Genomic DNA, 25,657 nt, shown 5'->3' on the forward strand with positions numbered 1-25,657 from the left:
ACATGCCATGAGCCATCAAGATAAGCCGTTAACCTTGCTGGGTGACCTTACCCCCGCAGACTTCCTGGCCAATTATTGGCAGCAAAAGCCGCTGCTGATTCGTGGTGCCATCCCGGACTTCATCAGTCCCATTGAGGCCGATGAGCTGGCGGGACTCGCCTGCGAACCTGGGGTAGAGGCGCGTCTGGTTGAAGAAGAAGGCCCAGATGGCCCTTGGCAGGTTTCCCACGGCCCTTTCGACGAAGCCACCTTTGCGCGGCTGCCAGAAGAGAACTGGAGCCTTTTAGTGCAGGCCGTTGACCACTACGTTCCCTCCGTGGCGGCGCTCCTGGACGAATTTGACTTCCTGCCGCGCTGGCGGCTTGATGACGTGATGATCAGCTATGCACCTCCTGGCGGAAATGTCGGCGCGCATATTGACCAGTACGATGTGTTTTTACTCCAAGCCAGTGGTCACCGCCGCTGGCAGTTGGGTGGCAAACTGACGGAAGATGCGCCGATTATCCAGGGCATCGATCTACGTATTCTGAAGGAATTCACTGTAGAGCCCGACTCCGACTGGGTGCTTGAACCGGGCGATATGCTTTATCTGCCTCCCGGCTGGGCACACCATGGCGTCAGCCAAAGCGATGACTGCATGACTATCTCTATTGGCTTCCGGGCACCTTCCGCTGATGAGGCGATCACCTCTTATGCGGACTATTTGGGCGAACAGCTACCCGCATCGCAGCGCTACAGCGATGCGGGCATGTCACCTGCCCAGCAGGCCGGTGAATTGGACGATGCGGCGGTTGAGCGTATGCGCCAGCTGCTTATCTCGACCCTCGATAAGCCTGAACAGGTCGCTCAGTGGTTTGGTCGGGTAATGACGCAGCCAAAATATGTCGATCAAGTAGTACCACTCGACACCCCAATGAATGAAGCTGAGCTTGTTGCTCAACTACAAGATGATGAGCCGCTTTATCATATGCCGGGGTCGCGCTTTGCATGGCGGAGCGATGCCAGCGGCACGACGCTGTTTGTTGATGGTGAAGGCCATGCCTGCTCTGAAGCGCTAGCCAAACGCCTTGTGGACGCCACACCGCTCTACGCTGAAGACCTTGAGCTGGACGGCGCCGCCGCGCTGATCACCCAGCTGGTTAATACCGGCAGCCTTGGTTTTATGAGCGATGTAGGTGACGAGGATGAGGAGTACTAATGGCAATTGCCCACATTAGCGCTGGCGATTGGGAAACACTGGGTGCGGCGGCCAGCGAGATTCGCCGCCGGGTGTTTATTGAAGAACAGAACGTGCCCCAGGAAGAGGAGTGGGACGGTCTTGATTCAGAGTGCCAGCACTTTTTAGCCATGCTTGATGACCAGCCAGTCGGCACAGCCCGGCTGCTGCCTGATGCGCACATTGGCCGTGTCGCGGTGCTTAAGGAAGCCCGCGGCACTGGTATTGGCGTTCTGCTGATGCGTGCCGCAATTGAGGCGGCACGCCACGCGGGCCATCCCGAAGTGACCCTCAGCGCCCAGGTGCATGCCCTTGCGTTTTATGAGCAGTTGGGCTTTGTCGCCCACGGCGAAGAGTTTATGGATGCGGGCATCCCTCACCGAGAGATGACGCTGTCGCTCGATTGAGAAGGCTTCTTGTTTTATCTCTAGCACTGCTTCGGCAGTGCTTTTTTATGCCCTCCTGACAAAAAACGACTACACAAACCCTCCCTTCCTCTACCCCGTTGTCGTCGGGTTACAACGCCTTGTGCACCCAAGTGACAATTGTTGATGAGGTCATCCTGGTAGATAGTTATTGCATTGCAGCGTTAAGAGGATGTGGTGAATTCTTCCCTCCCCCAACGCTGTCGCTGACGCCTCTAATGCCCGCGACGTTTGATTGAGAGACGTTTTGCTCAAAGACGATTGGCCTAGAGACAGCGCAGCGAAATTCAATAATGCTTGGCGTAACTTCGCAGGTGCAGCATAAGAAAATGCTGATTTGCAAGAGAGCGTCAAAATTCTAGCACTACCATCATGACCAAAGAGGGTAAGCTCATGTCAGGACTACTCGACGATATCAAAGCCATGGCTCAACTACGCGAAGCCCAGGGCGGCAAATGGGAAGCGATCAAGCCTGAGTACGCTGCCCGTATGCGTGCCCAGAACCGTTTTCATACCGGCCTGGACATTGCCCGCTACACAGCCAAGATCATGCGCGAAGATATGGCGGCTTATGACGCAGATACGGCCCAGTACACCCAGTCACTCGGCTGCTGGCACGGCTTTATTGGCCAGCAGAAGCTTATCTCGATCAAAAAGCATTTTGGTACCACGAAGCGTAGCTACCTCTACCTTTCCGGATGGATGGTGGCTGCACTGCGCTCCGAGTTCGGCCCGCTGCCCGACCAGTCCATGCATGAAAAAACGTCTGTTGCTAACTTGATAGAAGAGCTCTACACCTTTTTGAAGCAAGCCGATGCCTGGGAGCTTAACCACCTGTTCCGTGCACTGGATGACGCCAAAGAAGCGGGCGACAAATCAAAAGAGCAGGAGCTTATCGGCAAAATCGACAATCATGAAACGCATATCGTGCCGATCATTGCCGATATTGATGCAGGCTTTGGTAATGCCGAGGCCACTTACCTGCTGGCGAAGAAATTTATTCAGGCAGGCGCCTGCTGCATTCAGTTGGAAAACCAAGTTTCTGACGAAAAGCAGTGCGGCCACCAGGACGGCAAGGTTACCGTTCCCCATGAAGACTTCCTGGCCAAAATCAATGCTGTGCGTTACGCCTTCCTGGAGTTAGGGATTGAGGATGGCGTCATTGTGGCGCGCACCGACTCACTTGGCGCTGGCTTGACGCAAAAAATTGCCGTCACCCACGAACCTGGTGATCTAGGCGATCAGTACAACAGCTTCCTGGATGGCGATGTCATCGAGAACGCCGCCGATATCAATAACGGTGACGTAGTCATCAAGCAGAATGGCAAGCTGGTAAAACCCAAGCGCTTAGCTTCCGGCCTCTATCAATTCAAGGCAGGCACCGGTGAAGATCGCGTTATTCTTGACTGTATCACTAGCCTGCAAAATGGCGCAGACCTGCTGTGGATCGAGACCGAGAAGCCCCACGTTGGCCAGATTGCCAGCATGGTTAATCGGATTCGCGACGTCGTGCCCGATGCCAAGCTGGTCTACAACAATTCACCTTCGTTCAACTGGACGCTGAACTTCCGTCAGCAAGTATTCGATGCATGGCAGGAAGAGGGTAAAGATGTTTCCGCTTACCAGCGTGAGAAGCTGATGAGCGCGGAATACGACGAGACCGAGCTGGGTCAGCTAGCCGATGAGTGGACGCGTAATTTCCAGCGTGATTCGTCTCGCGAAGCGGGTATTTTCCACCACTTAATTACGCTACCTACCTACCACACGGCCGCCCTATCGACCGACAACTTGGCGAAAGGCTACTTCGGCGACGAAGGCATGCTGGCTTACGTCAAAGGCGTACAGCGTCAGGAAATCCGTCAGGGTATTGCGACGGTTAAACACCAGGATATGGCCGGCTCGAATATCGGCGATGACCATAAAGAGTTTTTCCATGGCGATGCCGCCCTTAAAGCCGGTGGCAAAGACAACACCATGAATCAGTTCGGTTAATAAGGCTTTTTATTAACCTTATTAAACATGCAATATCACAAACCAAGAGGCTTCGGCCTCTTGGTTTTTTTGTGCCATACGTATTTGCACACTGTTTTCTTAATACGCTGTTACACTCTCGTCTATGATATTCCCTAGCTATTATTTTTATCAGCTTTGATCTTTCTGGACGATAGCTGGTCAAAACGGTTAGTATCAGATATTTTAAAGAACACTGTTCTATAACTGCAGTTACGCTGTACCCGCTATACGAACGGACAAACCATGGAGGTTTTAATGAAACGTCTTCTTTTACCTGTTGCCGCATTAAGCATTCTTACCCTGGCAGGTTGCGCTAACACATCTGGCTACTCTGGTGATGTCTATCGCGGCAACCAGGCACAAACAGGCCAAAGCGTCACCTATGGCACCATCGTTGCCGTTCGTCCAGTGCAGATCCAAGCTGAAAGCCGTGCAGGCGGCCTGTTAGGTAGCGGTGGTGGTGCAGTTATTGGTGGTCTTTTGGGCAACCAAGTGGGTGGCGGTACAGGTCGTCAGCTAGCCACGGTGGCGGGTGCCTTGGGTGGTGCTGTAGCAGGAACGGCAGCCGAAGATGCGACTAACCGCGTTAATGCCCTGGAAATGGAAATTCGCCGTGATGACGGTACTGACGTTGTTGTCGTTCAGCGTGCAGATCGCCAATTCCAAGCGGGTCAGCGCGTTCGTCTGATTGGTAGCGGTGCTAGCATGAGCGTTGCACCTTATTAATTTATGGTGATTGATAGTTAGATGGTTATTGTTTTATAAATGTCGAGCTGTAAAAAGCCCGGCCATCCTATGGATGGCCGGGCTTTTTTGTAGCGATCAATGGAGTGATGGTAATTTAGTGGTGTGTTTTATTACCAGCCCAATTCACCAGTGCCATGATGCCCCAACCAATCAGGCCTAATAAAATCACCACCAGCAGCATTTCTACCGGCTGCACTAGTGTCGTGGCGCCCAGCACTGCCAAGACGATGACCCACATATTACGGTTACTACCGTGGCTCTTCAAAATGCTAGGTAGCATTTTGTCCAACCCTCGGCTAACACCGCTATTCCAGCGTTGATTAGCAAAATATGCAATCAAGCCAAATGCGATCAGCCAAATAATCAAAATCGTCATAACAAGCTCCCAGAATGATAGGGCAAAGGAAAAAGTGATGGTCGTAGGGTATCCCTGGTCACCTTAAGGCGCAATACCGCCAAAAGTTGAGATAGGGGAAAAAGCGCCCTTACCCCCTGACAAGCCGAGCCACACGCGTTACCATATTGGAACATGCACTCACCGAAAGGTTATTCCATGCAAATTGCGCAAAACTCGGTTGTCGCGTTCCACTACACCCTGACTAACGATGCAGGTGAAGTGCTAGACAGTTCTGAAGGCCGTGAGCCGCTTACTTATCTACACGGCGCTGGCAATATTATTCCTGGTCTTGAGAAAGGCTTGGAAGGCCGTGCAGCAGGCGACAAGCTGAACGTTAGCGTGTCACCTGAAGAAGGTTACGGCGAGTTGCAAGAGCAACTGATGCAAGAAGTACCCCGCGATGCCTTCCAGGGCGTTGAAAGCATTGAGCCGGGCATGCAGTTCCAAGCCCAGACTCAAGGCGGTCCTTTAATGGTCACCGTTAAAAAAGTTGAAGGCGATACGGTTGTTGTTGATGGCAATCACCCGCTGGCAGGTCAGCAGCTCAACTTTGATGTTGAGATTGCTGAAGTACGTGAAGCCAGCGCTGAAGAAGTTGAGCACGGACACGTGCACGGCGAAGGCGGCGTTGAGCACTAATTGCTCTCGCGCTTCTGCTCTAGAAAAGGTGGCCCTCGGGTCACCTTTTTTTATGTTTATAAAATAACCGCTTACTCATCAGGTATCAGCACCAATTGCCCATGGCGCACGCTTCTGGAGGAGGTTACTTCGGCGGCAAACTGCTTAAGCGCACTGCCCTGGCCTTTCAGCAGTGCTACTTCCAGGCAGCTGTCATGGTTGATATGCACATGCAGGGTTGACAACGTCAGGTCATGATGATCGTGAGAGTGACGGGTTAAGCGCTTTGACAGCTCACGTGCGGCATGATCATAGACATATACCAGCGCCCCCATGCAGGGTGCTTCCGGAGCAGCCTCTTCTCTCGCCTGTTTCAAGCCACTGCGCGTTAAATCACGAATCGCCTCGGAACGGTTTTGATAGCCGCGCTCGCGCATCAAGCCGTCTACCTCGGCTAGCAACTCCTCATCAAGCGTTACCGTTACACGCTGCATTCACGCCTCCTTTGCCGATTAGCTTTTCATAGTCTGCTTGCGCCGTTAGTATGATGTTATTTAAAAAACATCATACTAGTCGCATGAAGGATAAAAATGATGGCCAAACCATCTCAGCCTATCTTACTGGGTCTTGCGCTAAGTTGTTTAGTGGCTACTAACACTGCTCAGGCAAAAGAGCAGCTAGTGCTTGCTATTGGCGGTGAGCCCGAACAAGGCTTCGACCCGCTGCTAGGCTGGGGACAGTACGGCACGCCGTTATTTCAGTCGACGCTACTTTCACGGGGCAATGATTTATCACCCCAGCCAGAATTAGCCACTGAATGGTCGCTTTCGGAAGACCGCCTGACCTGGACACTCACGCTGCGTGACGATGCCCGCTTTGCCGATGGCACTCCCCTGACTGCCAACGACGTCGCCTATACCTTCAATACGGCAGCTAAGGCAGGTGGGCGGGCCGACCTCAGCGCGCTTAAAGAAGCCTCGGCCGTTGGTGATCATAGCGTTACACTTCAACTGCGAGCACCACGCATTACCTTTATTAATCAGTTAGTCACGTTAGGCATTGTGCCTCACGCCGGGCGCGAAAACGGCTATAGCGACGCGTACGGTAGACAACCCATGGGCTCTGGGCCCTACCAACTGGTCGAGTGGCAGGAAGGTGAGCAGTTGATTGTCGAACGCAACCCTTACTTTTATGGCCCCACACCTGATTTTGAACGACTAGTGTTTCTGTTTACCGGAGAAGATGCCACTTTAAGCGCCGCCCATGCAGGCCAGGTAGATCTCGCCTACGCTCCGCCAGCGCTGGCAACGAATGTACCGGCAACAATGCAGCGAGTAATTATGCAGAGTGTCGATAACCGCGGCATTCTTTTCCCTATGCAGCCTGCCAACGGTGAACAAACCGACTCAGGCGCGCCAATTGGTAACGATGTCACCGCCGACCTAGCCATTCGCCAAGCGATCAATTTAGCCGTTGATCGCGAGACACTAGCGGAGGTTGCGCTGCACGGTTTTGGACGCCCCGCTTATGGCCCAGCCGATGGCCTGCCCTGGAGCGATGATGAAGAACACATCGAAGCCCCACAACTAGCCCAAGCCGAAGAAGTGCTCGATGCCGCGGGTTGGGAGTTACACGATGATGGCCTGCGCTATAAAGATGGCCTGCCCGCTCGCTTTCATCTCAACTACCCCTCTAGCGATACCACACGGCAACTGCTCGCAGAGGTAAGCGCTGAGATGGTACGTCCACTAGGTATCGAGATGCAGCCTACCGGCCGCCATTGGGATGAAATCCAGCGTGAAGCGCTGCACCAAGACGCCATTTTGTTTGGCTTTGGCAGTCACAGCCCACAAGAGGTTTACTACCTTTTCCACAGCCAGCATGCCGGCAATGGTTATTACAACAGCGGTTTTTACGCCAACCCAGCCGTGGATGGCAACCTTGACGCCGCACAGACAGCTGAAAGTATCGAGCAAGCCAACCAATACTGGCGTGCGGCCCAATGGGACGGCACTTCAGGTTACGGATTGCGTGGCGATAGTAGCTGGGCTTGGTTGGTTAATCTTGAGCATGTCTATTTTGCCAACACCTGTTTAGATGTCGGCGAGCTTGGCGTAGCGCCTCACGGCCATGGTTGGCCAATCACCACCAACTTGCTTGATTGGCGCTGGACGTGCGATTGATAGCCTCTCAATTGCTGTCATGTCGATTACTACCATCGATAGCAAAGCGCCTGGCTCGCCTGGTGTTGGTGCTGCTGTGTGTGGCACTGGTCTCATTTGGGCTGATGATGGCTTCGCCGATTGATCCGATCGATGCTTATTTAGGCCCTCAGATGGCGCAGGTAAGCCCTGAGCAGCGCGAATTAATCGCCCAGCGCTGGGGATTTGATGCGCCGCCTGCAGCGCAGTTTGGCCACTGGTTACGGCAGTTAGTGAGTGGTGATTTAGGCTGGAGCCACATATATAACCAGCCGGTTAGCGAGGTCATTGGCCAGCGCTTTCAACGCTCAATTTCGCTATTAGGCGGCGCGTGGCTGTTGTCAGCGCTACTGGGATTTGGCCTAGGCGTAGTGGCGGGTGCCAAAGAAGGCTCAGCGCTGGATAAGGTGATCAGCACCTACGCCTATATCACCGCCTCCACCCCCGCGTTTTGGCTGGCGATACTCGCCGTGCTGCTATTCTCAGTCACCCTAGGGTGGACACCGACCTGCTGCGCCGGCCCAACGGGCACCTTAAGCCAAGATGTCAGCTTCGCGACGCGCTTGCATCATTTAGTGCTGCCAATCGCTACGTTGGCACTGTTGGGTATCGCCAATATCACGTTGCATACGCGCACCCGAATGCTTGAGTTAATGCGCTCAGAGGTTGCCACTCACGCTTTCGCTCAGGGCGCTACTCGGATGGATGTCGCCTGGCGACATGGCCTTCGGCATGCCAGCTTACCGGCGGTAACACTGGCATTTGCCTCGTTGGGAGAGCTGTTTGGCGGCTCGATATTAATTGAGCAGGTGTTTGCCTACCCTGGGCTCGGCCAAGCCACGGTGGCAGCAGGCCTGCGCAGTGACATACCACTATTGCTGGGTATTGCGCTGTTTACTGCCTTGTTTGTTAGCGTCGGTAATATGATCGCTGACACGCTCTATAGCGTTATCGACCCACGCATTAACGTGAGTGGCACATGAGACACTCCCAGCCACGTCTTCGTGCCGCGTTCAGTCTGGGCATCACCAGCCTGTTGGTAATCAGTCTGATCGCAAGTCAATGGTTGCTAGGCGATACGCCCCAGCAAATGCAGTTTGACGCCCGCTTAGCCCCTCCCAGTGTTAATCACTGGTTCGGCACCGATGCGTTAGGGCGCGAGCTCTGGACGCGGACCCTGGCAGGGTTGGCACTAAGTTTCTGGGTGGGCTGTTTAGCCGGCCTATTGAGCACGCTAATTGCGCTAAGCCTAGCAGTACTGGCGACGCTTTCACGCAGGCTGGATGCGCTGGTCAGTCTGTTGATCGATACGCTACTCAGCGTGCCGCATCTGATTCTATTGATGCTGATCGCCTTTGCCCTGGGCGGCGGTACACAGGCGGTGATTATTGCGGTGGCAGTTACCCACTGGCCCAGTTTGGCCCGCGTATTACGCGCAGAACTACTGCAGTTGCGGCAAGCGCCCTATGTGCGTATTTCGCGTGCTTTAGGTAAATCGCGTTGGTTTGTGCTCCATCGTCATTTGCTGCCTCATTTGCTGCCTCACTGCTTAATCGGTGCCCTACTGCTATTTCCCCACGCTATTTTGCATGAGGCGGCGTTAACCTTTTTGGGCTTTGGCTTAAGCCCAAGCCAGCCCGCCATTGGGGTACTACTGGCGGATGCGATGCGCTATTTAAGCGGTGGTTACTGGTGGCTGGGAGTCTTTCCAGGCTTGGGACTATTGCTGATGGTGCTTAGCTTTGATCGCCTTTCCAGCCACCTGCGCCGCGCGCTTTAACGCTTTTAAGAAAACACTGCTAGGAGGCTTGCCATGTTAACGATTGAACAGGTATCGCTACAGTTACCCATGTATGCCTCCTGGTGGAAGCGTGAATGGGCAACCTGTTTAGATGAGCTCTCGCTGTGCTTTTCAGCAGGCGAGGTACATGCGGTAGTGGGCGCATCAGGTGCCGGAAAAAGCCTGCTTGCCTACGCAATAATGGGCTTACTGCCAGCGTCAGCACAATTAAACGGACAGCTTCACTATCAAGGAGAACCACTTGATAAAACTCGCCAACGCCAGCTTCGCGGGCGCGAGCTTGCTCTGATTCCACAGTCGCTTAACGCCTTAGACCCGCTAGTACGCACCCAGCGCCAAGTAGCCTGGGCCGCACAGCGTGCCGGTCACTCATCGGCGGCCGCCTGGCACTCTGCTCAGCAAGCGTTAAATCATTACCAGCTAGATGCCCGTGCGCAGCAGGCCTATGCCCATGAGCTGTCCGGCGGCATGGCGCGACGCGTGCTGACAGCCATGGCCCATGTTAGCCAAGCGCAGCTAGTCATTGCTGACGAGCCCACCGTTGGCCTCGACCCAGAGCAGCGCCAGCGCGTACTGGATGCGCTACGAGGCCTTGCCGATCAAGGTAAAGCCGTGGTTTTAATTACCCACGATCTACGACATGCCCTGCCGATTGCCGACCGCGTTACCATCATGCGGCACGGCAAGCAGGTCGAGACCGCGACCGCTCGCGCCTTTCAAGGTATTGGCGGCTTGCTGACCCAAGCCTATTCGCAAAGCCTTTGGCTGGCACTGCCAGACAATAACTTCTCGACCAATGCGTTAGGCATGGCGCCTGAGATGCAAAAGGAGGCCAACGTTGCTTGAAGCACGAAAGCTAAGCTTTCAGTTTTCACCCAAGATGCCGCTGATCCAGACAGTCTCACTATCGCTGAACGCGGGAGAATGGATAGGCTTAAGCGGCGATTCAGGGGCGGGAAAATCAACGCTGGGCAAGCTATTGGCTGGCTATTTAGCGCCCCAAGCGGGTGAGATCACGCTGGATGGCGAAGTACTGCCTGCAAAGGGCTTGCAGCCTGTCCAGTGGCTACCGCAATCGCCAGAGCTGGCGGTTAACCCACGCTGGCGGGTAGGGAAGATCCTACGGGAAGCCTGGACACCCTCTGAGGCACAGTGCGAAGCGTTTGGTGTGCAAGCGAAATGGCTATCGCGCTTTCCACAATCATTGTCAGGGGGAGAGTTACAGCGTGTATGTGTGCTGCGTGCATTAGCGCCAGGGGTACGCTTTCTAGTGGCCGATGAAATTTCGACCATGCTTGATCCGATTACACAGGTAGAGCTTTGGCAGGCCTTACAACAAGAGGCCGAACAACGCCAGCTGGGCGTGCTGGTGATTAGTCACGATAGCGCGCTACTGGCGCGGCTTTGCACACAGCATTACCACCTAAGCGACGGTAAATTGAAGCAATACCCGTATTGCCAGGGCAGGTTGCAGGTTAGCTAGCACTTGCTTAGCCAACTGACTGGCGACGCTCAAAACGCCATAGGCCGAAAGCAATCATTAGCGTAATGCTGAGCAGCAACCAAGAGCCTAGGCTGACCCCTACCCAACCGGCCCAGCGCCAGAACGGCTCCAACCAGAAGCCGCCTAAACTAGCACCTACATAGTAAAACACCAGATAGAGCGCCGAAGCACTGCCCCGCGCACCGCGGGCATAACGCCCGACCCAACTTGACGCCAATGAGTGCGCCAGAAAAAAGCCGAAGGCATTAACACTTAAACCGACAATAATCATCAACAAGGAGTTCGACAACGTGATCGCCGTGCCCAGCATTAAAATAATCACGCCCACCATCATGCAGACGGCAGGCGAAAACCGTCCGGCTAAACGCCCGGAAATCATCGAACCGAAGGTACCACCCAGATAGGTCAAGAAAATCAGCCCCAGGCCGCTCGCGGCCAACTGATAAGGCTCGGCCGCCAGACGAAAGGTGATATAGCTGTATTGATTTATAAAGATTAGAAAATTGATGCCGCCCAAACAGTAAGCAGCGAGCAGTACTGGATTACGCAAGTGGCCAAATAAATCGCTTGCCGCTTTGCGCAGTTCGAAACGCTGGGGAGTAAAAGCCCGGCTATTGGGTAGTAAGCGCCAAAACACTACGCAGCCGATCAGCGTTATCACGCCTACCGCCAGAAAGGCGGCGGTGGGGCCTCCTACTTCAGCTGCGGCACCGCCTACAATGCGCCCACTAATACCGCCAAGTGAATTGGCACCAATATAGAGTCCCACGGCGCTTAGCAGCGCAGGCTTCTCAAACTCATCGCCCATCCAGGCAATCGCGACTGCAGGTAATCCGCCCAGCACAAACCCCTGTACCAGCCGCAGCAGCAGTAAACTTTCAAAGGTAGGAGCGAAGGCTAAGGCAAGAGAGCAGCCACCTGCTAGCAGCAGGGTAATACGCATGATGCCTTCGCGCCCAATAGCATCCGAGAGTGGTCCGAATACCAGTAGCGCCAAGGCCAATGAGAGCGTCGATACCGACATGAGGAGGCTAACACCCAGGGTAGAGACGTCGTAAGTCTCCTTTAACCCTGGCAACAGCGGTTGCGGCGCATACAGATTAATAAAAACAAGAAATGAGCCGAGGCAAAGCGCCAAGGTGGCGCGCCACCAGGCGCGCGTTTTGGCTTCGATCATGCCATTCCTAAAGTGAGACTAACGATTAGAAGCACTACTCAACTAAAAAACACTACCCTACTAGAAAACACTACCACCCAGCTGAGCCAAATGGGTTGGCTCCAGCGCACGCCGTGCTTGCCAGTAATGGCGACGCCAGTAACTATTATCCAGGCTGGAAATAATCACCCCTCGCGAGGTCGACGCATGAAGAAAATAGCCATCGCCCACGTAGATGCCCACATGGTTATAACGACCCGGGGGGTTGAAGAAAACCAGATCGCCCGCCTGTAGCTCTTGGCGGTCGATCTGGCGTCCCTTATGCACTTGCCCATCGGTGGAACGCGGTAACTCGAAATTAAAGGTATCACGATAAACATTGCGAACCAGCGCCGAACAGTCAATTCCTCGTTCTGAGGTACCGCCAATTCGGTAAGGCGTCCCTGCCCAGCGTTTATGCTGTGCCAGTAGCGCTTCGCGAACGACTGTTGGTGGCGGAACTTGCATGCTACGCAACTGGGCATTGATGGGGTCAACCGGCGACATTAGCGGATTAACGCCCTTCCCCATTCCCGGTAACGACATAGAGAAGTAGTTGTCTGGGGCCTGCATACTACTTTGGCGAGAAGAACCAGCACAACCAGCGAATAAAGCAGCTAAAAAACAAACACTTAAAACACGGACAGCGGTCACAGCGGGGCGTGGCAACGCAACCATGCGATTAACCTCGGAACATTAATGACGTGGGCGACATGAGAAAACTCATTTTTCTCAGCCATGGACTATAAGCTAGTTATCATATGTTTGGCGAGCGTCAATGTAATGTTCGTTGATCACCCGGCAACGTGTCGATATGCAGCGGCGCAAAATGGCGCGGTTTATTGCCGGGAAAATCGAGGCTCACCCATGGTCCAGCCAGGATCGGCGCGCCACAGATCCACGCCACCAGAGCCTGCCGGAAGCCCGCTAAAAAGCTCTCCCGCTCAGGGGTTTCGCCCATAAAAAACGAGAACCCGGCATACATTCCCATGGCATACTCCTGCCATCCGGAGTAGTGATCCGCCGCCAGTTGGTAGGCGCTATCCAGCACTTGCGCAAAGGCAGCACCATCCAGCCAGCCTAGCTGCCGCGCCGCAATGGCTAAATCGACCAACTGAGCAATATCCCAGGCAGCCATATCCACCTCATTACAGCCATCCTCATTGTCGCGTACACGGCATAGCCGCAGTAGATGATGGCGCTCATCCTCAGCACAATCGCCGGATTCAAGAATAGCGATCTCGGCATCCAGCCGCTCAGGGTTGAGGGTATAAGGCGCATAGTTAATCTGATACTCCTGACGATCCCCCGACTCGAGCATGTAGGTTAAAAACTCCTGCATGTCCTCAGCGCTGTTTAAGTGGTAGTGACTATCCACCCACTCGCGAATCTCGGCGCACTCGCGAGCGCTTTCGGGCTGAGGCTCACTCCACACCGCGCTGTTAAGAGGGCCTACCAATGACATGGCAGTGAAGTGGCTCAAGGTAGGGCGGCTGCCGGGTTCGCACCACGCATCGTGTCGCCAATCCAGCCAGTGAAACAGGCTGCCAGGGTCTTCCATGTGCCAGATAATTTCATTCACCAATGAGGCATGCTCAGGCTCGGGCAAACAGCTTTCCCAGGCAAACCACGCATCTAATAAGCGTTTGGCGTTGGGGTAAAAGCGACACAGGCAGCTACGTAGTGCACTGGCGTACCCCATGAGTGGCTCTCGCTCTAACAAGCCGCTGTCTAATGACATATGCAGGTAGAAGGCGAATTTTTCCGCCATATGAATCGTCGCCGCGTGGCGACTCACGCCTTTGACGGCGTTGCGCTGCTTTAACTCTTCAGAGGTTGGCTGCCCAAACCAACTTTGCGACGGCGGCAATACGCCGTGCACTGCGTCAGCAGCCAATTGATTAAGATGGTGTGCCTGGGCAGGCAGCCAGTAGCGCGCTAACGCCTCAGCGCCCTCGTCAGCATGCAGGCCCAACGACTCCTGTAGATACATCGCGGCATCAGCACGCTGCTCTTCCGGCAGCGCCGCTGAAGGGTCGATCTGACGCAGCATGACATCGGGCTCACGGACACTTGCTAACGCTAACAGCCAGTGATGGGAGGTATTGCGCCATTGGCGTATACGCGTTTGAGCAGCCTTACGGGTTGGCTCATCTAATAGCTCTCCCGGTGGTCGCTTCCAGGGGCTGTAGGCGCTATGCAAGAGTAACTGATGGCGCTCGCTAGGCGTTTTGCCACGCCGATCAATGCCGTCAAACAGGCTTTGCCCCCGACCATAACTTTTCAAAACGGCGTACCAGTCGTGATAGCGGCGACTAATCAAATCAGCGGCGTGTCCCGCCAAGTCATCGGCCTCCTCCTGGCTGAGCCAACCACAGCACGCGCCAGCCCAGGCGAGTTCCACTAAACGTAACCAGTCCCAGGCTGCCCACTCCAAAGGCTCACCCTGAGTAACAAACTTATTCAGTACTGGCGCATAGGGTGACCCTTCTACCACGCTGCGCTGCCACTCCATGCGCTGAGCGTTGTCCATGCTTAATAGCTCGCGGGCCTCGATATCCCAACGCTGTCGTTCCCCTTGAGCGCCTAACCAAAGCATCGCCCCGAGTAGCGCGTCACGATCATGCACATCCCACACGTGAGCAAGCCACTCAGTGGCATCAGGCCAGTCCGTTTGACTGGCGGGATAAACGATAATCGGCCGGAACAGTGCGCATAGCCGCCAGCTTTGCGCCTGGGGCTGATGGGGCCATAGCGGAGCGGGCGCTGGAAGCTTACCCAGTGCATTTTCTAGTGTCTCCCAGGTAACTCCCTCGCCCTCCGCTTCTAAATTGGCCAGCGCTTGGCAGGCATCGATAAAGCGATCATCGGCTCCCACTTCCCAGCCTCGTGCGCCTAATGCACGACGTAAATCCGCCAACCAAGCACGCAAATCACCGTAATCACTGGTAATACGCCGCGTTAAGTGGTGCGCCCACGACCGCGCTTGGTCAGCCTCTAACCAGCCAGCGGCACCGGCAAGCGCCGCCCACTCAAGCGCGCCTAACAAACGGTCGGCATGGCCTGCGGGCGCTCCCAGTCCATGGAACAGCTGTTCGGCTAGCTCGCCTCGGCTGGTAGTGCCTAATTGCAGCAGGCGCTGTTCAGCTGCCCCTGCATCGACCGTCAGCGGATGAGGGGTAAACGCCCAATCACACAGCACGAGCTGTTGAGCCCACCAAGCATTTAACGCGTCGATCAAGAGGCACCTCGAAAAAACAACTGTGTCACCAACAATAGGTCACCGACAGTGAGCCGGGATAAAGTTGCCTAGTGTAACGGAAAGTGGCGCGAACACCGATAGCCACCGTTATGCTGGGGTAAAACGACACCGCCCGGCACAAGGCCGGGCGGTTGTTGATAGCTAGTGAGTCACTAGCTACGCACTTCTGACCTTACTAATCACCCACAACAGCACGACAGAACCCACGGTCGCGGTGACCAGCGAACCGATAAAGCCACCGGCTTGTAAGCCTAAAAGAGTGAATAGAAAACCACCGATAAGCGCGCCAATGATACCAACACCTATATTACCTAAGATGCCAAAACCACCGCCGCGCATGATGTTTCCAGCAATCCAACCAGCCAGACCACCAATGATTAACCATGCAATAAAGCCCATATAGTCTCCTTACTATTTCAAGTGCTATTTCAAGTACTGGTACAAGTACTGGTTCAACGACTAATTCAAGTACGGGTTTTAACGACGTACGTTAGGACGTGTTTTACCGCCCGTCATGCTTGTTCTACCATAGCACACAGCGCTACTGTTCGGCGCCTACTGGTGAAGATGTTAGGCAACTCTTAAAGGAAAATTCATGATCCCCGATTCGCTCAAACAATTGCTTAAAAGCACACAAGGACAGCAAACGGCCAGTTGGGAAGGTCGTGATGTTGTGCTTTTTAATATGCCTTGGGGGGAGTTGGTGATCAGCCTGCAGGGCGCTCAGGTACTCCACTTCTGCCCAGCAGAGGACACTGACTGGCTATGGTTGACGCCCACCCCTCAAGCACTGCCAGGGGCTATTCGCGGTGGCATTCCGCTCTGCTGGCCGTGGTTCGCCGACGAACGCTACGCCGATGAAAGCCCTGAGCGTGACGGCCCGTTCCATGGCCTCGCCCGTCATGCTACCTGGCGGTTAGACGCCGTCGATGAGCACGCGGAGGGAATCGAAATTCACCTTTCCCCTGAGCAGCAGCTGCATACCCAGCTCACCGCGCGTTTGGTGGTTCAGGCCAACGCCCAGCGGCTAAACGTGGAATTGATTAGCGAAAACATTGGCGAAACGCCGGTTAAAACCAGCGGTGCACTGCACACTTACCTCGCCGTTGCGGATATTCATCAGTGCCGTTTAGAAGGCCTTGCCGGTGCACGTTACCTCGACAAATTGCGCGGCTTTGCTGAAAGCGAGCAACAAGGTACGCTTGCAGTAAACGGTGCCGTTGACCGCATTTACCACACCAATCAAGCCGTGCTACTTAATGATGGCCAACGCAGCCTGCGCATTGGCAAACAGTCCAGCGACTCCACGGTCGTTTGGCACCCCGATAGCGAGCTGCCCAGCGACACACCCGCCGAAGCAGCGCGCTATTTTATCTGCGTTGAAGCCGCCAATACGCGTTTAGATCCTGTCTGGCTAGTGCCCGGTGCCCAACATTTACTGGGTACGACACTTAGCCGCGGTTAACCGCTGGTTCATCAATGTGTTGTTATCATTGCTGATATCAACGGAGGGGAAAACCGCTTAAGGAGCGTATATGAGTCCACAGGACTGGCTGGAAGCAGCGACGTTGGCATTTAACTTAATCGGCATGGTGGTGTGTATAGCCGGTCTTACCCTGGCAAAAAAGATGACCCGCCGCTGGCCAGGCTATGTTATTGCGGTAATCGGTTTTCAAATCGCTACGATGCCGATGTTTTATCAACTGGTGTTAATGTTACGTCAGTGAAAGTCAAGCCAGTGAAGGTTAAGCCCCCTACCCTCTATTAATGGATAAAGCATGCTCCAGCCGTTAAATCGCGAACTGAGCAACTTGTTAGAGCGTGGTCGTGACCGCCAACTGCGCCTAGCGGTGACCGGCCTTTCACAAGCGGGCAAAACCGCTTTTTTAACCTCGCTGGTCAATCAGTTGCGCCATGCAGGCGTAGAGGCTCGTCTCGATTTACTGCCCGCCGCCCGCGAAGGCCGCCTGTTGGGCGCTCAGCGACTTAACCAGCCTGACCTGGGCGTACCGCGTTTTCCCTATGACCCAGGCATGGCCGCACTGCGCGATATACCACCGCGCTGGCCAGAACCGACCCGCGGCATTAGCGAATTACGTTTACAGCTACGCTACCGCCCGGCCCGTAGCGGCTGGTTTACCCCGGAAATAGCCCATCTCACGCTCGATCTGTTCGATTACCCTGGCGAGTGGCTGCTCGACTTACCGCTGCTGCAACACGATTTTTACAGTTGGAGCCAAGCCCAAGCACTTCACCAAGGTGAACAGCGGCGTGGCCTGTTCACTGAGTGGCTGGCGGCGGTGGAGCCACTTGACCCCGCTGGTGAAGCAGATGAAGCTCAGCTCGCGGCGCTTGCCGAAGAGTATGCCCAAGGCCTACGCCGCGCCAAGGAGGCTGGTTTTTCCGACCTGCAGCCGGGGCGCTTTTTGCTGCCCGGCGAGCTGGAAGGCGCGCCGGTACTACAGTTTTTTCCGCTGCCGCAGCTAAATGTTTCCAAAGAGACGCTGGAAGCACTGCCCACCAACAGCCTCTATGCCACCCTGGCGGCGCGCTTTCGCTACTATCAGCAGCAGGTGGTGAAACCTTTTTACCGCGATCATTTCCGCCGCTTTGACCGCCAAATCGTGCTGGTGGATGTGCTTGGCGCACTTAATGCCGGCCCAGAACGCTTTGAAGATCTCTCCCGCGCGCTGCGCCAGTTAATGCACAGCTTTGACTACGGTAAACGTAGTCTGTTAACACGCCTATTCGCCCCTAAAATTGACCGGCTGGCGATTGCCGCTACTAAAGCGGACCACGTGACACCCGACCAGCATGGCAACGTGGTACAGCTATTAGAGGCCTTACTGGCAGAACCACTCAAAGACCTACGCTTTGCCAACGTGCCTGTAAAAGCACTTTCGCTGGCCGCTATTCGCGCCACCGAAGCCCGTGAGGTCACCCACGAGGGTAAGCGCTCACCTGCATTACGCGGCACCACCCTGGAAGGTGAAGACGTCTTGGTCTACCCCGGCGATGTGCCCGCCCGCTTACCGACTGCCGATTTTTGGCAGCAGCAGGGCTTTGACTTCCCAGGCTTTCGCCCGATGCCCACCACCTCAGAAGCGCTGGATCATATTCGCATGGACGCCGCCATCGACTGGCTGATTGGAGATAAGCTCACATGACCACCCCACAGCCGCGCCGTCACTTTAAGCTGGACGATAAGCCGGAAGAAGCCGCTGAAGTTGCGGCCTCCCTGCGCCAGCGCGAAGCGTTTGCCGGTACCAGCGAGCATCATCCGCTAGCCCCGCTTCCTGAAGAGAAAGCCCTACCTGCGGCGACGTTAGGTACACCGCGCAAACGCCGCTGGGGGCTGCTATTTGCGCTGACAGGTGGCGCTGCCCTAGGCACCGCCGAGCTGATCACTGGCATACCCGATGCAATAGCGCAATCCCAGTGGCTAGCCATTGCCTGGCAGCTGTTCGGGATCAGCCTAATTGGTTTAGGGGGGCTATCGTTACTTAAAGAGTTGGGGCGTTTACGCCGTTTGAAGCGCCACGACAAACTGCGTACCGATCTTGCTGAGCTGCCACAGCGCTCACCCCAGCAAGCCCGCGCCATGGCCGAGCAGCTTAGGCGCCAACTTAAACTCGCCGATGATGACCCCCACTGGCTGGCCTTTCAGCGCGCCAATCAACCCCACCATAGCGGTGAAGAGATCCAAACCCTGCTGCGTTACCACCTACTGGCGCCTCGTGATCGTGAAGCCCAGCGCCTGATTACCCGCATGTCCGGCGAAACCGCGATTATGGTGGCAATCAGCCCGCTAACCCTGGTCGACATGGCGTTGGTAGCCTGGCGCAGCTTGGCGATGGTGGATCGGCTCTGCCGCCTTTATGGGTTAGAGTTAGGCTACGCCAGCCGCCTGCGGCTATTTCGCAATGTGTTGCACAATATGGCGTTTGCCGGTGCCAGCGAACTGGCCACCGACGCCAGTATGGATATGCTTTCCCTCGACTTGGCGGCGCGTCTTTCCGCTCGTGCAGGGCAAGGCCTCGCCACTGGGCTACTCAGCGCACGCTTAGGTCTTCGCGCCCAGCGGCTGTGCCGCCCGGTGCCTTTCACCGCTGAGGAGCAACCCAAAATCGCCGATCTTCGCCAAGACCTGTGGCGGCAGATCAAGAGGCTCGACAAGGAGACGGTACCGCAAAGCCGCTAACAAAGTGACCGGCGATGAGCCTCTTTTCGGCAACAAGATGGGATTCAACGCTATTTATCCTCATGATAGGAAGTTGGGATTGCATCCTCCAGTGAGGCGTAGTTAATGAACAATACCCATGATTCTGTATCATCCTCAGTAGAAAGCGATATGCAGACCGACTATGTCGTCGGTCAGGATAATATAAAGGGTCACTTTGGCCCGTTCGGTTTTGATATCCACAACCGCGTCTTTGTAGTTTCAGCGCTTGCCTCAGCCATCTTCATTGTCCTCACCCTGCTCTTCCCTGAGCAAGCTGGCGGCATTTTCCAGTCTATCGTGGCCTTCTCTACGGGCACGTTGGACTGGTATTTTATGATTCTGGTCGATTTCTTTATTCTGTTTTGCTTAGCGCTGGTTGTTCTCCCTTATGGTTCGGTCAGACTCGGCGGTGCAGATGCGCGGCCAGACCATAGCTACCTCTCCTGGTTTGCCATGCTGTTCACTGCGGGCATCGGCATCGGCTTACTGTTCTTTGGTGTGCTTGAGCCGGTTTACCATGCCAACGTCTCCCTCCCCCTTGGCATTCCATCTCCCTTCGGGGCCAACGGCGAACTAAACACAGCCGCTATTGCTGACGCCAGTGCCATGGGCCTTGCGGGCACCTATCTTCATTGGGGTATCCATGGCTGGGCGGTGTATGTGGTGATGGCACTGGCATTGGGCCTGTTTACCTATAACAAGGGCCTGCCCTTCTCGATTCGCTCGGCGTTCTTTCCCATCCTCGGTGAGCGTGTCTGGGGCTGGTGGGGCCATGTGATCGATATCCTGGCGGTGTTTTCCACCCTCTTCGGGCTGGCAACGTCCCTCGGGCTCGGCGCCCAGCAGGCCAATGCGGGGATGAACTTTGTCTTCGGCCTGGAGGTGAGCACCACTACCCAAGTCATTGTGATCTTCTTAGTTACGGCAGTCGCGCTGGTGTCAGTATGGCGCGGGCTTGAGGGTGGCCTGAAGAAGCTCTCTGAGATCAACATGATTCTGGCTGTTTTGTTCTTCTTTTTCGTGCTGTTCGCTGGCCCTACATTGCTGGCCCTCAGCGGCTTCTGGTCGGGACTGACTACTTATGTTACTGACTTTATTCCTCTATCCGCACCTTTCGGTCGTGACGATGACGCCTATCGCCAGGATTGGACTATTTTCTACTGGGCATGGTGGATTAGTTGGGCACCTTTCGTCGGGATGTTTATCGCTCGTGTATCGCGAGGCCGCACGGTGCGTGAATTTGTACTCTGTGTATTGTTGGTTCCCAGCCTGTTTATCTTTATCTGGATGGGCGTCTTCGGTTCAACGGCGCTTGAGCAACTTTATGCTAACCCCGCTGGCAGCTTGGTCAAAGAGTATGTGATCGATAATTATCGGCCTGAATTATCACTATTCGGCATGCTCAACGAACTGCCGCTGACCGGCCTGATGTCGACCCTGGGTATCGTCTTGGCACTGATTTTCTTTGTCACCTCTTCGGATTCCGGCTCGCTAGTGATCGATACCATCACCGCCGGTGGCAAGATTGATGCGCCAAGGCCTCAGCGGATGTTCTGGGCGATCGTCGAAGGTCTGATCGCCATTGTGCTGCTTATTGGCGGGGGCCTAACAGCGCTACAGGCTGGTGTCACCGCCACCGCGATTCCGTTCTCCATCGTGCTATTGCTGATGTGCTACTCAATTATCAAAGCGCTCAATGGCGAGCTACGCCTTATTCGCTCCTGAAAAGTGAAACGATCATGAAAAGCAAAACAGCCCTGCTGACTTGAGCAGGGCTGTTTTGTATTTCAATGCAGGATTACACGCTAAACCGCTTCTTCAGCCACTCGGCAACCGCGGCTTCACCATGATGGCCGATGCGCTCAGCGCCCTTTATACGATCAAACAATGCCGGATGGGCATTGGCCATTACCTGGGCTTCCCCTGCTAAAACGAGCATTTCGGTATCGTTAAGGTTGTCGCCAAACGCCAAACAGTCTGTGGGCGTTAAGCCCAACCGTTCCAGCAGTGCCGCTAACGCCACGCCTTTATTTACCCCACCTGCCATGATCTCCAGAGAATCAATTGTTGAGTAAGTAATATGCAGTCCGTTGCCGTGGGCCTCATGGGCTTGGTTTTCCAGTTTTTTTAGAGCAATGGGGTCGCCTAAATAAAGTACTTTCCCCACGCCATTAATGTCCATCTGCGAGGGTGGCACTACGTCGTAGGTGAAGCCGGTGGAAGCGTGAAGTGAGAGCAACTGCGGGGCTTCCGCATCAATATGCCAACCACTTTCACGATATAAGCTGAGCCGCACCTGTGGAGGCCGCGGAAGCTCAATCAGCGTCTTTGCATGCTCAGGATCAACGTGATTAGCAGCCAGTAAGGCGCCTTTCGGATCATGCACATAGGCGCCGTTAGTACTGATCAGGTGCGCGGGGATGTCCAACTGATCACAAAATACTTTCATATCGTGATAGTGACGCCCGGAAGCAAGGGCGACATGATGGCCCTGCTTCACCAATGCACGTAGCACGTCAACGGTGCTGTCGTGAAGCGTGTGATCGCTACCTAGTAGGGTGCCATCCAGGTCAGAAACAATCAGCCGGGGTGTCATAACGCGCTCCATCGACATGGGCATTTAGCTTAACCGATTCATTCGAGTGCATGTAAGCCTTTGACTCGCCGTTACCAGCGACGACTTCACCTAGCGACAATTGGCGCGGCCCTTGGGAATCCGTATAGTGGCACCCTAACTCTCGCCAACTGATTGAGCTCATGCTTCAGAATAACGCCATGCTTGCCCAGCTCAAGCAACAGATTCGTCAAACCACCCCCCGTGCTGAAGGGGTGATCAAAGCCACCGACAAAGGTTTCGGGTTTCTCGAAACCGATGACGGTGAATCTTATTTCGTGCCACCGCCCGCTATGAAGCTCGTGATTCACGGCGATCGGGTGGAAGCGGTTATTCACGATAACGGTGACAAAAAGTCCGTTGAGCCTGAAAAGCTGATTGAAGCTGGGCTTGATCGATTTGTTGCCCGCGTGCAGAAACGCGAAGGCCGGCTGGCGGTGGTACCCGACCATCCCTCCATCAAGAACGTGCTCAAATCACGTATTAAACGCAGCCTGGATGAAGACAGCATTGCTGACGGCGACTGGGTCGTGGCACGGCTGGTACGCCACCCGCTGAAAGCCGACGACCGCGCCTTCTTTGCCCAGATTGATGAGTTGGTTGCCAAAAGCGATGACCCAGCAGTGCCGTGGCGCGTGACCCTGGCGCGCCATGCGCTGGAGCAAGAGTGCCCAGATGCAGGCACCGACTGGCCGCTGATGGATGAAGGCCTTACTCGCGAAGACTTAACCGCTACCCCCTTCTTCACCATTGATGGTGAGAAGACCCGCGATATGGACGATGCGTTGCACATTGCGACGCGTGCCGAAGGCGGCTGGCAGCTTAGCGTGGCGATTGCCGACCCAACCGCTTACGTGGCAGAAGGTCATGCGGCTGATTTAGAAGCGCGCACGCGTGCCTTCACCGTTTACCTGCCCGGCCAGAATGTCACCATGCTGCCGGAGCAGTTAGCGGATGATCTCTGCTCGCTGTGGGAAAATCAGGAGCGCCCCGCGCTAGCCTGCACGTTGGATATCAATGCCGACGGCAGCCTAGGTGACTACCGCTTCTTCGCAGCCAATGTTAAATCCCACGCCAAACTCGTTTATGACAACGTGTCTGATTGGATCGAAGGTCAGGGCGACTGGGCCCCGACTGATGAGATTGCTGAGCAGCTCACTGCTCTGCGTGATTTGACCGAAGCGCGCACGGCTTGGCGCAACGAACACGCGCTGGTGTTTAAAGACCGCCCGGACTACGTGTTTGACCTGGACCCTGCCGGTAACGTGCTGGCAGTGCGCACCGAAGAGCGCCGCATTGCCAACCGCATGATCGAAGAGTCGATGATTGTGGCCAATGCCTGCTGCGCGGATTTCCTAGCCCAGCATATCGGCCACGGTATTTTTAACGTGCACCGCGCTTTTGAGCCGGAGAAAGCCGAAGCCGCTCAGGAGTTCCTGGCAGGCCAGGAGATCGTGGTTGAACGTGAAGCGCTGACCGAGCTTGCCCGCTACACCGAGCTGAAGCGTGCGCTGGAAAGCCGCGACGACGCTTGGCTGGATGCGCGCCTGCGACGCTTCCAGGGCTTCACCATGATGTCCGCCCAGCCCGGCCCGCACTTTGGTTTAGGTTTGGCTGCCTATGCAACCTGGACCTCGCCGATTCGTAAGTATGGCGATATGGTCAACCACCGCTTGATCAAGCGTGTGTTGAAAGGCGAACAGGCGCCTGCTGAGGCGACCCAGCAGCTCACCGAGCAGTTGACAGAGCGCCGCCGCCTGAACCGTATGGCCGAACGCGACGTGAAAGATTGGCTCTACGTGCGTTACCTGACGCCTGCCGCGCAGAACCAGGACACCTTTGAGGCCGAAATCATGGCCATCAATCGTGGCGGTATGCGCGTTCGCCTGCTGGAAAATGGCGCGACAGCGTTTGTGCCTGCCCCCTTGATGCACAGTGACCGCAGCAAAGTGGTGATTGACGATAAAGAGGGCCGCATTCAGATCGAAGGCGAAGAGCGTTACAAGCTTGGCGATCCACTTCGCGTAGTGCTCACCGAAGCGCGCGAAGAGACTCGCTCGCTGGTTGCTAAACCCGCTGCTTGAGCCTTGATCCATCAGCTATACCTGCTAGACCATCAGTGAAAAACAACCACGGCGCCTTTGGGCGCCGTGGTTGTTTCTATGCGGGCAGTCGCTTTTAGCGAGCCTGCTGGTGCTGTAAGAAGAAACGCAGCATCTCTTTCGTCGCATCTGGCCCCTTGGGGTCGGTGTAGCTTCCTTTTGCGCTGCCGCCCGACCAAGCGTGGCCCGCCCCGTGTATCCGCCACTGCTCCATTTGAGGTTGGCCCTTCGCATTGTGGTGTGTGGTACGCGTGTAGGTATGGCCATTCGCCACCTTGCCCTGCTCCACCGCCGCCCCAGCTTGGCGCGATGTGCTGTATTGAGCAGCTACCCGATCCGCATTGCTGGGGTGTACGGTGGTATCACGGTCGCCATGAAAGATGATCGCGGGCACTTCCGACGCCCAACCGCTTCCTTTCGCTTTACCACCGCCAAGAGGGCCCGAGCCGCCTTGCATTGCGCCGAGCGCATCGGGAAGACTCTGGGCCACGCCGTGTGGAAGCCCAGAATGCACGCATACCGCCGCAAACAGGTCCGGATAAGTCATTGCCAGCGTCGTTGCCATGGCCGCACCTGCTGAAAGCCCAGCCACATAAACGCGGGAATCATCAAGCCCATGGGTATCGATGATCTGGCGGGCCATCCCAGCAATGATCGCTGGCTCACCGCCCTCGCGCTGCTGATCTTCAGCTTTAAACCAGTTCCAGCACTTCGAGCTATTAGCGCTCATCGGCTGGGCGGGATAAAGCACGCAGCACAGCTGTTCTTCCGCTAGTCGGTTCATATCGGTGCCGGCAGCGAAGTCATCAGGGTTTTGCGTGCAGCCATGTAGCATCACCACTAAAGGCAGTGCCTGGCCGTGATAGCCACTGGGGAGAAATAGCTTGTAGTCGCGCGTGCCAACCTGATTGGTAAAACAACCGGCAGTGAATGCACCGGGCTGTGGCTCCTCAATGGTGCCGTGCGATGGCTCGGATTGCGTCATTCCGCCGCGAAATTTCATCCACTTATCGCGCCATGCAGCAGGCATTTTAATGTCGCCAGTTGTGAATGATCCCGTTGGCGACTCAGCAGGTTCAGGCTTCGATGCCGTAACCTCTTCATCGATAACCTCGCAGGTTCCGTCGAAGGTATTGCCTCCCGGGTAAGTATTATCCGATGTTTCTTCACCACACTGGGCGGGCGTGGCGCCCTGAAGGAGTGCCATGGCCTCGTGCAGCTTTCCTGCACGCGTGAGCCGCGTCGCTTCTTCCATTCGCTTTGTCATAGTGGCATCGATCATTTTCAATATCCTTATTCAATGATTGCGTGGTGAGTGATTAAGTAATGAGTGCGTTAGT

At 55.3% G+C, this 25,657-nt stretch carries 24 protein-coding genes; 16 read left to right on the forward strand and 8 right to left on the reverse strand.

The window, feature by feature from the left end:
- Window positions 1-7: 7 nt before the first annotated feature.
- The 4 genes from ACQKE4_RS01375 to ACQKE4_RS01390 all read left to right on the forward strand — a co-directional run bounded on the left by ACQKE4_RS01375 (window position 8) and on the right by ACQKE4_RS01390 (window position 4,380).
- Entirely contained in the window at window positions 8-1,198 is a 1,191-nt protein-coding gene (locus ACQKE4_RS01375) for a JmjC domain-containing protein (RefSeq protein WP_427386556.1), read from the forward strand.
- On the forward strand, window positions 1,198-1,623 hold the full coding sequence (locus ACQKE4_RS01380; RefSeq protein ID WP_427386557.1) for a GNAT family N-acetyltransferase: 426 nt from the start codon (window positions 1,198-1,200) through the stop codon (window positions 1,621-1,623). Before ACQKE4_RS01375 ends, ACQKE4_RS01380 begins: the two co-directional genes overlap by 1 nt.
- A 411-nt stretch (window positions 1,624-2,034) precedes the next feature.
- Complete coding sequence (locus ACQKE4_RS01385) at window positions 2,035-3,633, forward strand: isocitrate lyase (protein ID WP_427386558.1); 1,599 nt, start codon at window positions 2,035-2,037, stop codon at window positions 3,631-3,633.
- A gap of 276 nt (window positions 3,634-3,909) precedes the next feature.
- On the forward strand, window positions 3,910-4,380 hold the full coding sequence (locus tag ACQKE4_RS01390; protein WP_290837117.1) for a glycine zipper 2TM domain-containing protein: 471 nt from the start codon (window positions 3,910-3,912) through the stop codon (window positions 4,378-4,380).
- A gap of 115 nt (window positions 4,381-4,495) precedes the next feature.
- Here ACQKE4_RS01390 and ACQKE4_RS01395 read toward each other — a convergent pair whose 3' ends face one another.
- Window positions 4,496-4,777 (reverse strand): hypothetical protein, encoded by a 282-nt coding sequence (locus tag ACQKE4_RS01395; RefSeq protein ID WP_427386559.1) that lies wholly within the window; start codon window positions 4,775-4,777, stop codon window positions 4,496-4,498.
- A gap of 177 nt (window positions 4,778-4,954) precedes the next feature.
- Between ACQKE4_RS01395 and ACQKE4_RS01400 the strand changes: the two genes are divergently transcribed.
- Window positions 4,955-5,437: an FKBP-type peptidyl-prolyl cis-trans isomerase gene (locus ACQKE4_RS01400; protein ID WP_290837113.1), complete on the forward strand. Its 483-nt coding sequence runs from the start codon at window positions 4,955-4,957 to the stop codon at window positions 5,435-5,437.
- A gap of 71 nt (window positions 5,438-5,508) precedes the next feature.
- On the opposite strand, the gene nikR is transcribed toward ACQKE4_RS01400, so the two are convergent.
- Window positions 5,509-5,910: a nickel-responsive transcriptional regulator NikR gene (gene nikR, locus ACQKE4_RS01405; RefSeq protein WP_427386560.1), complete on the reverse strand. Its 402-nt coding sequence runs from the start codon at window positions 5,908-5,910 to the stop codon at window positions 5,509-5,511.
- Window positions 5,911-6,006: 96 nt separating this feature from the next.
- Between nikR and ACQKE4_RS01410 the strand changes: the two genes are divergently transcribed.
- From ACQKE4_RS01410 to ACQKE4_RS01430, 5 genes are read left to right on the forward strand one after another with little or no spacing between them, the layout of a single operon-like run.
- The gene (locus ACQKE4_RS01410; RefSeq protein WP_427386561.1) at window positions 6,007-7,599 is read left to right on the forward strand and encodes an ABC transporter substrate-binding protein; all 1,593 of its coding nucleotides are present in this window, start codon (window positions 6,007-6,009) and stop codon (window positions 7,597-7,599) included.
- A complete protein-coding gene (locus ACQKE4_RS01415; protein WP_427386562.1) occupies window positions 7,590-8,600 on the forward strand; it encodes an ABC transporter permease in 1,011 nt (336 codons plus the stop codon). The genes ACQKE4_RS01410 and ACQKE4_RS01415 overlap by 10 nt, the downstream gene beginning before the upstream one ends.
- Complete coding sequence (locus ACQKE4_RS01420) at window positions 8,597-9,397, forward strand: ABC transporter permease (protein WP_427386563.1); 801 nt, start codon at window positions 8,597-8,599, stop codon at window positions 9,395-9,397. Before ACQKE4_RS01415 ends, ACQKE4_RS01420 begins: the two co-directional genes overlap by 4 nt.
- Window positions 9,398-9,430: 33 nt before the next feature.
- Window positions 9,431-10,264, forward strand: a complete 834-nt coding sequence (locus ACQKE4_RS01425) for an ATP-binding cassette domain-containing protein (RefSeq protein ID WP_427386564.1) — start codon at window positions 9,431-9,433, stop codon at window positions 10,262-10,264.
- The gene (locus ACQKE4_RS01430) at window positions 10,257-10,901 is read left to right on the forward strand and encodes an ABC transporter ATP-binding protein (RefSeq protein ID WP_427386565.1); all 645 of its coding nucleotides are present in this window, start codon (window positions 10,257-10,259) and stop codon (window positions 10,899-10,901) included. The genes ACQKE4_RS01425 and ACQKE4_RS01430 overlap by 8 nt, the downstream gene beginning before the upstream one ends.
- 7 nt (window positions 10,902-10,908) lie before the next feature.
- On the opposite strand, the gene ACQKE4_RS01435 is transcribed toward ACQKE4_RS01430, so the two are convergent.
- The 4 genes from ACQKE4_RS01435 to ACQKE4_RS01450 form a co-directional block, all read right to left on the reverse strand.
- The gene (locus ACQKE4_RS01435; RefSeq protein WP_427386566.1) at window positions 10,909-12,099 is read right to left on the reverse strand and encodes an MFS transporter; all 1,191 of its coding nucleotides are present in this window, start codon (window positions 12,097-12,099) and stop codon (window positions 10,909-10,911) included.
- 60 nt (window positions 12,100-12,159) lie between these two features.
- Window positions 12,160-12,690, reverse strand: a complete 531-nt coding sequence (locus ACQKE4_RS01440) for a C40 family peptidase (protein ID WP_427386567.1) — start codon at window positions 12,688-12,690, stop codon at window positions 12,160-12,162.
- Window positions 12,691-12,892: 202 nt separating this feature from the next.
- A complete protein-coding gene (locus ACQKE4_RS01445; RefSeq protein ID WP_427386568.1) occupies window positions 12,893-15,358 on the reverse strand; it encodes a DUF1266 domain-containing protein in 2,466 nt (821 codons plus the stop codon).
- 177 nt (window positions 15,359-15,535) lie between these two features.
- On the reverse strand, window positions 15,536-15,778 hold the full coding sequence (locus ACQKE4_RS01450) for a GlsB/YeaQ/YmgE family stress response membrane protein (protein ID WP_427386569.1): 243 nt from the start codon (window positions 15,776-15,778) through the stop codon (window positions 15,536-15,538).
- A gap of 196 nt (window positions 15,779-15,974) precedes the next feature.
- On the opposite strand from ACQKE4_RS01450, the gene ACQKE4_RS01455 reads away from it, so the two are divergent.
- The 5 genes from ACQKE4_RS01455 to ACQKE4_RS01475 all read left to right on the forward strand — a co-directional run bounded on the left by ACQKE4_RS01455 (window position 15,975) and on the right by ACQKE4_RS01475 (window position 21,326).
- On the forward strand, window positions 15,975-16,844 hold the full coding sequence (locus tag ACQKE4_RS01455) for a D-hexose-6-phosphate mutarotase (protein WP_427386570.1): 870 nt from the start codon (window positions 15,975-15,977) through the stop codon (window positions 16,842-16,844).
- 70 nt (window positions 16,845-16,914) lie between these two features.
- Complete coding sequence (locus ACQKE4_RS01460) at window positions 16,915-17,106, forward strand: hypothetical protein (RefSeq protein ID WP_427386571.1); 192 nt, start codon at window positions 16,915-16,917, stop codon at window positions 17,104-17,106.
- A 51-nt stretch (window positions 17,107-17,157) separates the two neighbouring features.
- Window positions 17,158-18,546 (forward strand): YcjX family protein, encoded by a 1,389-nt coding sequence (locus tag ACQKE4_RS01465; RefSeq protein WP_427386572.1) that lies wholly within the window; start codon window positions 17,158-17,160, stop codon window positions 18,544-18,546.
- Window positions 18,543-19,580 carry a YcjF family protein gene (locus ACQKE4_RS01470; RefSeq protein WP_427386573.1) on the forward strand — a complete coding sequence of 346 codons (1,038 nt, stop codon included), beginning with the start codon at window positions 18,543-18,545 and terminating at the stop codon, window positions 19,578-19,580. Before ACQKE4_RS01465 ends, ACQKE4_RS01470 begins: the two co-directional genes overlap by 4 nt.
- Window positions 19,581-19,685: 105 nt before the next feature.
- A complete protein-coding gene (locus ACQKE4_RS01475) occupies window positions 19,686-21,326 on the forward strand; it encodes a BCCT family transporter (RefSeq protein ID WP_427386574.1) in 1,641 nt (546 codons plus the stop codon).
- Between the two features lie 73 nt (window positions 21,327-21,399).
- Here the strand turns inward: ACQKE4_RS01475 and ACQKE4_RS01480 are convergent, their stop codons facing one another.
- Entirely contained in the window at window positions 21,400-22,197 is a 798-nt protein-coding gene (locus tag ACQKE4_RS01480; RefSeq protein WP_427386575.1) for an HAD family hydrolase, read from the reverse strand.
- Between the two features lie 161 nt (window positions 22,198-22,358).
- Between ACQKE4_RS01480 and ACQKE4_RS01485 the strand changes: the two genes are divergently transcribed.
- A complete protein-coding gene (locus tag ACQKE4_RS01485) occupies window positions 22,359-24,299 on the forward strand; it encodes an exoribonuclease II (RefSeq protein WP_427386576.1) in 1,941 nt (646 codons plus the stop codon).
- Between the two features lie 94 nt (window positions 24,300-24,393).
- Here ACQKE4_RS01485 and ACQKE4_RS01490 read toward each other — a convergent pair whose 3' ends face one another.
- Window positions 24,394-25,599 carry an extracellular catalytic domain type 1 short-chain-length polyhydroxyalkanoate depolymerase gene (locus ACQKE4_RS01490; RefSeq protein ID WP_427386577.1) on the reverse strand — a complete coding sequence of 402 codons (1,206 nt, stop codon included), beginning with the start codon at window positions 25,597-25,599 and terminating at the stop codon, window positions 24,394-24,396.
- Window positions 25,600-25,657 lie beyond the last annotated feature (58 nt).

Source organism: Halomonas sp. NPDC076908 (assembly GCF_050269715.1).
Taxonomy (GTDB): Bacteria; Pseudomonadota; Gammaproteobacteria; order Pseudomonadales; family Halomonadaceae; genus Vreelandella.

Coding starts and splice junctions, on each gene's coding strand:
- ACQKE4_RS01435 (WP_427386566.1), bottom strand. CDS start 12,099: ATGATCGAAGCCAAAACGCGCGCCTGGTGGCGCGCCACCTTGGCGCTT.
- ACQKE4_RS01420 (WP_427386563.1), top strand. CDS start 8,597: ATGAGACACTCCCAGCCACGTCTTCGTGCCGCGTTCAGTCTGGGCATC.
- ACQKE4_RS01375 (WP_427386556.1), top strand. CDS start 8: ATGAGCCATCAAGATAAGCCGTTAACCTTGCTGGGTGACCTTACCCCC.
- ACQKE4_RS01470 (WP_427386573.1), top strand. CDS start 18,543: ATGACCACCCCACAGCCGCGCCGTCACTTTAAGCTGGACGATAAGCCG.
- ACQKE4_RS01450 (WP_427386569.1), bottom strand. CDS start 15,778: ATGGGCTTTATTGCATGGTTAATCATTGGTGGTCTGGCTGGTTGGATT.
- ACQKE4_RS01485 (WP_427386576.1), top strand. CDS start 22,359: ATGCTTCAGAATAACGCCATGCTTGCCCAGCTCAAGCAACAGATTCGT.
- ACQKE4_RS01385 (WP_427386558.1), top strand. CDS start 2,035: ATGTCAGGACTACTCGACGATATCAAAGCCATGGCTCAACTACGCGAA.
- ACQKE4_RS01380 (WP_427386557.1), top strand. CDS start 1,198: ATGGCAATTGCCCACATTAGCGCTGGCGATTGGGAAACACTGGGTGCG.
- ACQKE4_RS01465 (WP_427386572.1), top strand. CDS start 17,158: ATGCTCCAGCCGTTAAATCGCGAACTGAGCAACTTGTTAGAGCGTGGT.
- ACQKE4_RS01400 (WP_290837113.1), top strand. CDS start 4,955: ATGCAAATTGCGCAAAACTCGGTTGTCGCGTTCCACTACACCCTGACT.
- ACQKE4_RS01475 (WP_427386574.1), top strand. CDS start 19,686: ATGAACAATACCCATGATTCTGTATCATCCTCAGTAGAAAGCGATATG.
- ACQKE4_RS01410 (WP_427386561.1), top strand. CDS start 6,007: ATGATGGCCAAACCATCTCAGCCTATCTTACTGGGTCTTGCGCTAAGT.
- ACQKE4_RS01460 (WP_427386571.1), top strand. CDS start 16,915: ATGAGTCCACAGGACTGGCTGGAAGCAGCGACGTTGGCATTTAACTTA.
- ACQKE4_RS01425 (WP_427386564.1), top strand. CDS start 9,431: ATGTTAACGATTGAACAGGTATCGCTACAGTTACCCATGTATGCCTCC.
- nikR (WP_427386560.1), bottom strand. CDS start 5,910: ATGCAGCGTGTAACGGTAACGCTTGATGAGGAGTTGCTAGCCGAGGTA.
- ACQKE4_RS01490 (WP_427386577.1), bottom strand. CDS start 25,599: ATGATCGATGCCACTATGACAAAGCGAATGGAAGAAGCGACGCGGCTC.
- ACQKE4_RS01455 (WP_427386570.1), top strand. CDS start 15,975: ATGATCCCCGATTCGCTCAAACAATTGCTTAAAAGCACACAAGGACAG.
- ACQKE4_RS01390 (WP_290837117.1), top strand. CDS start 3,910: ATGAAACGTCTTCTTTTACCTGTTGCCGCATTAAGCATTCTTACCCTG.
- ACQKE4_RS01395 (WP_427386559.1), bottom strand. CDS start 4,777: ATGACGATTTTGATTATTTGGCTGATCGCATTTGGCTTGATTGCATAT.
- ACQKE4_RS01440 (WP_427386567.1), bottom strand. CDS start 12,690: ATGCAGGCCCCAGACAACTACTTCTCTATGTCGTTACCGGGAATGGGG.
- ACQKE4_RS01480 (WP_427386575.1), bottom strand. CDS start 22,197: ATGACACCCCGGCTGATTGTTTCTGACCTGGATGGCACCCTACTAGGT.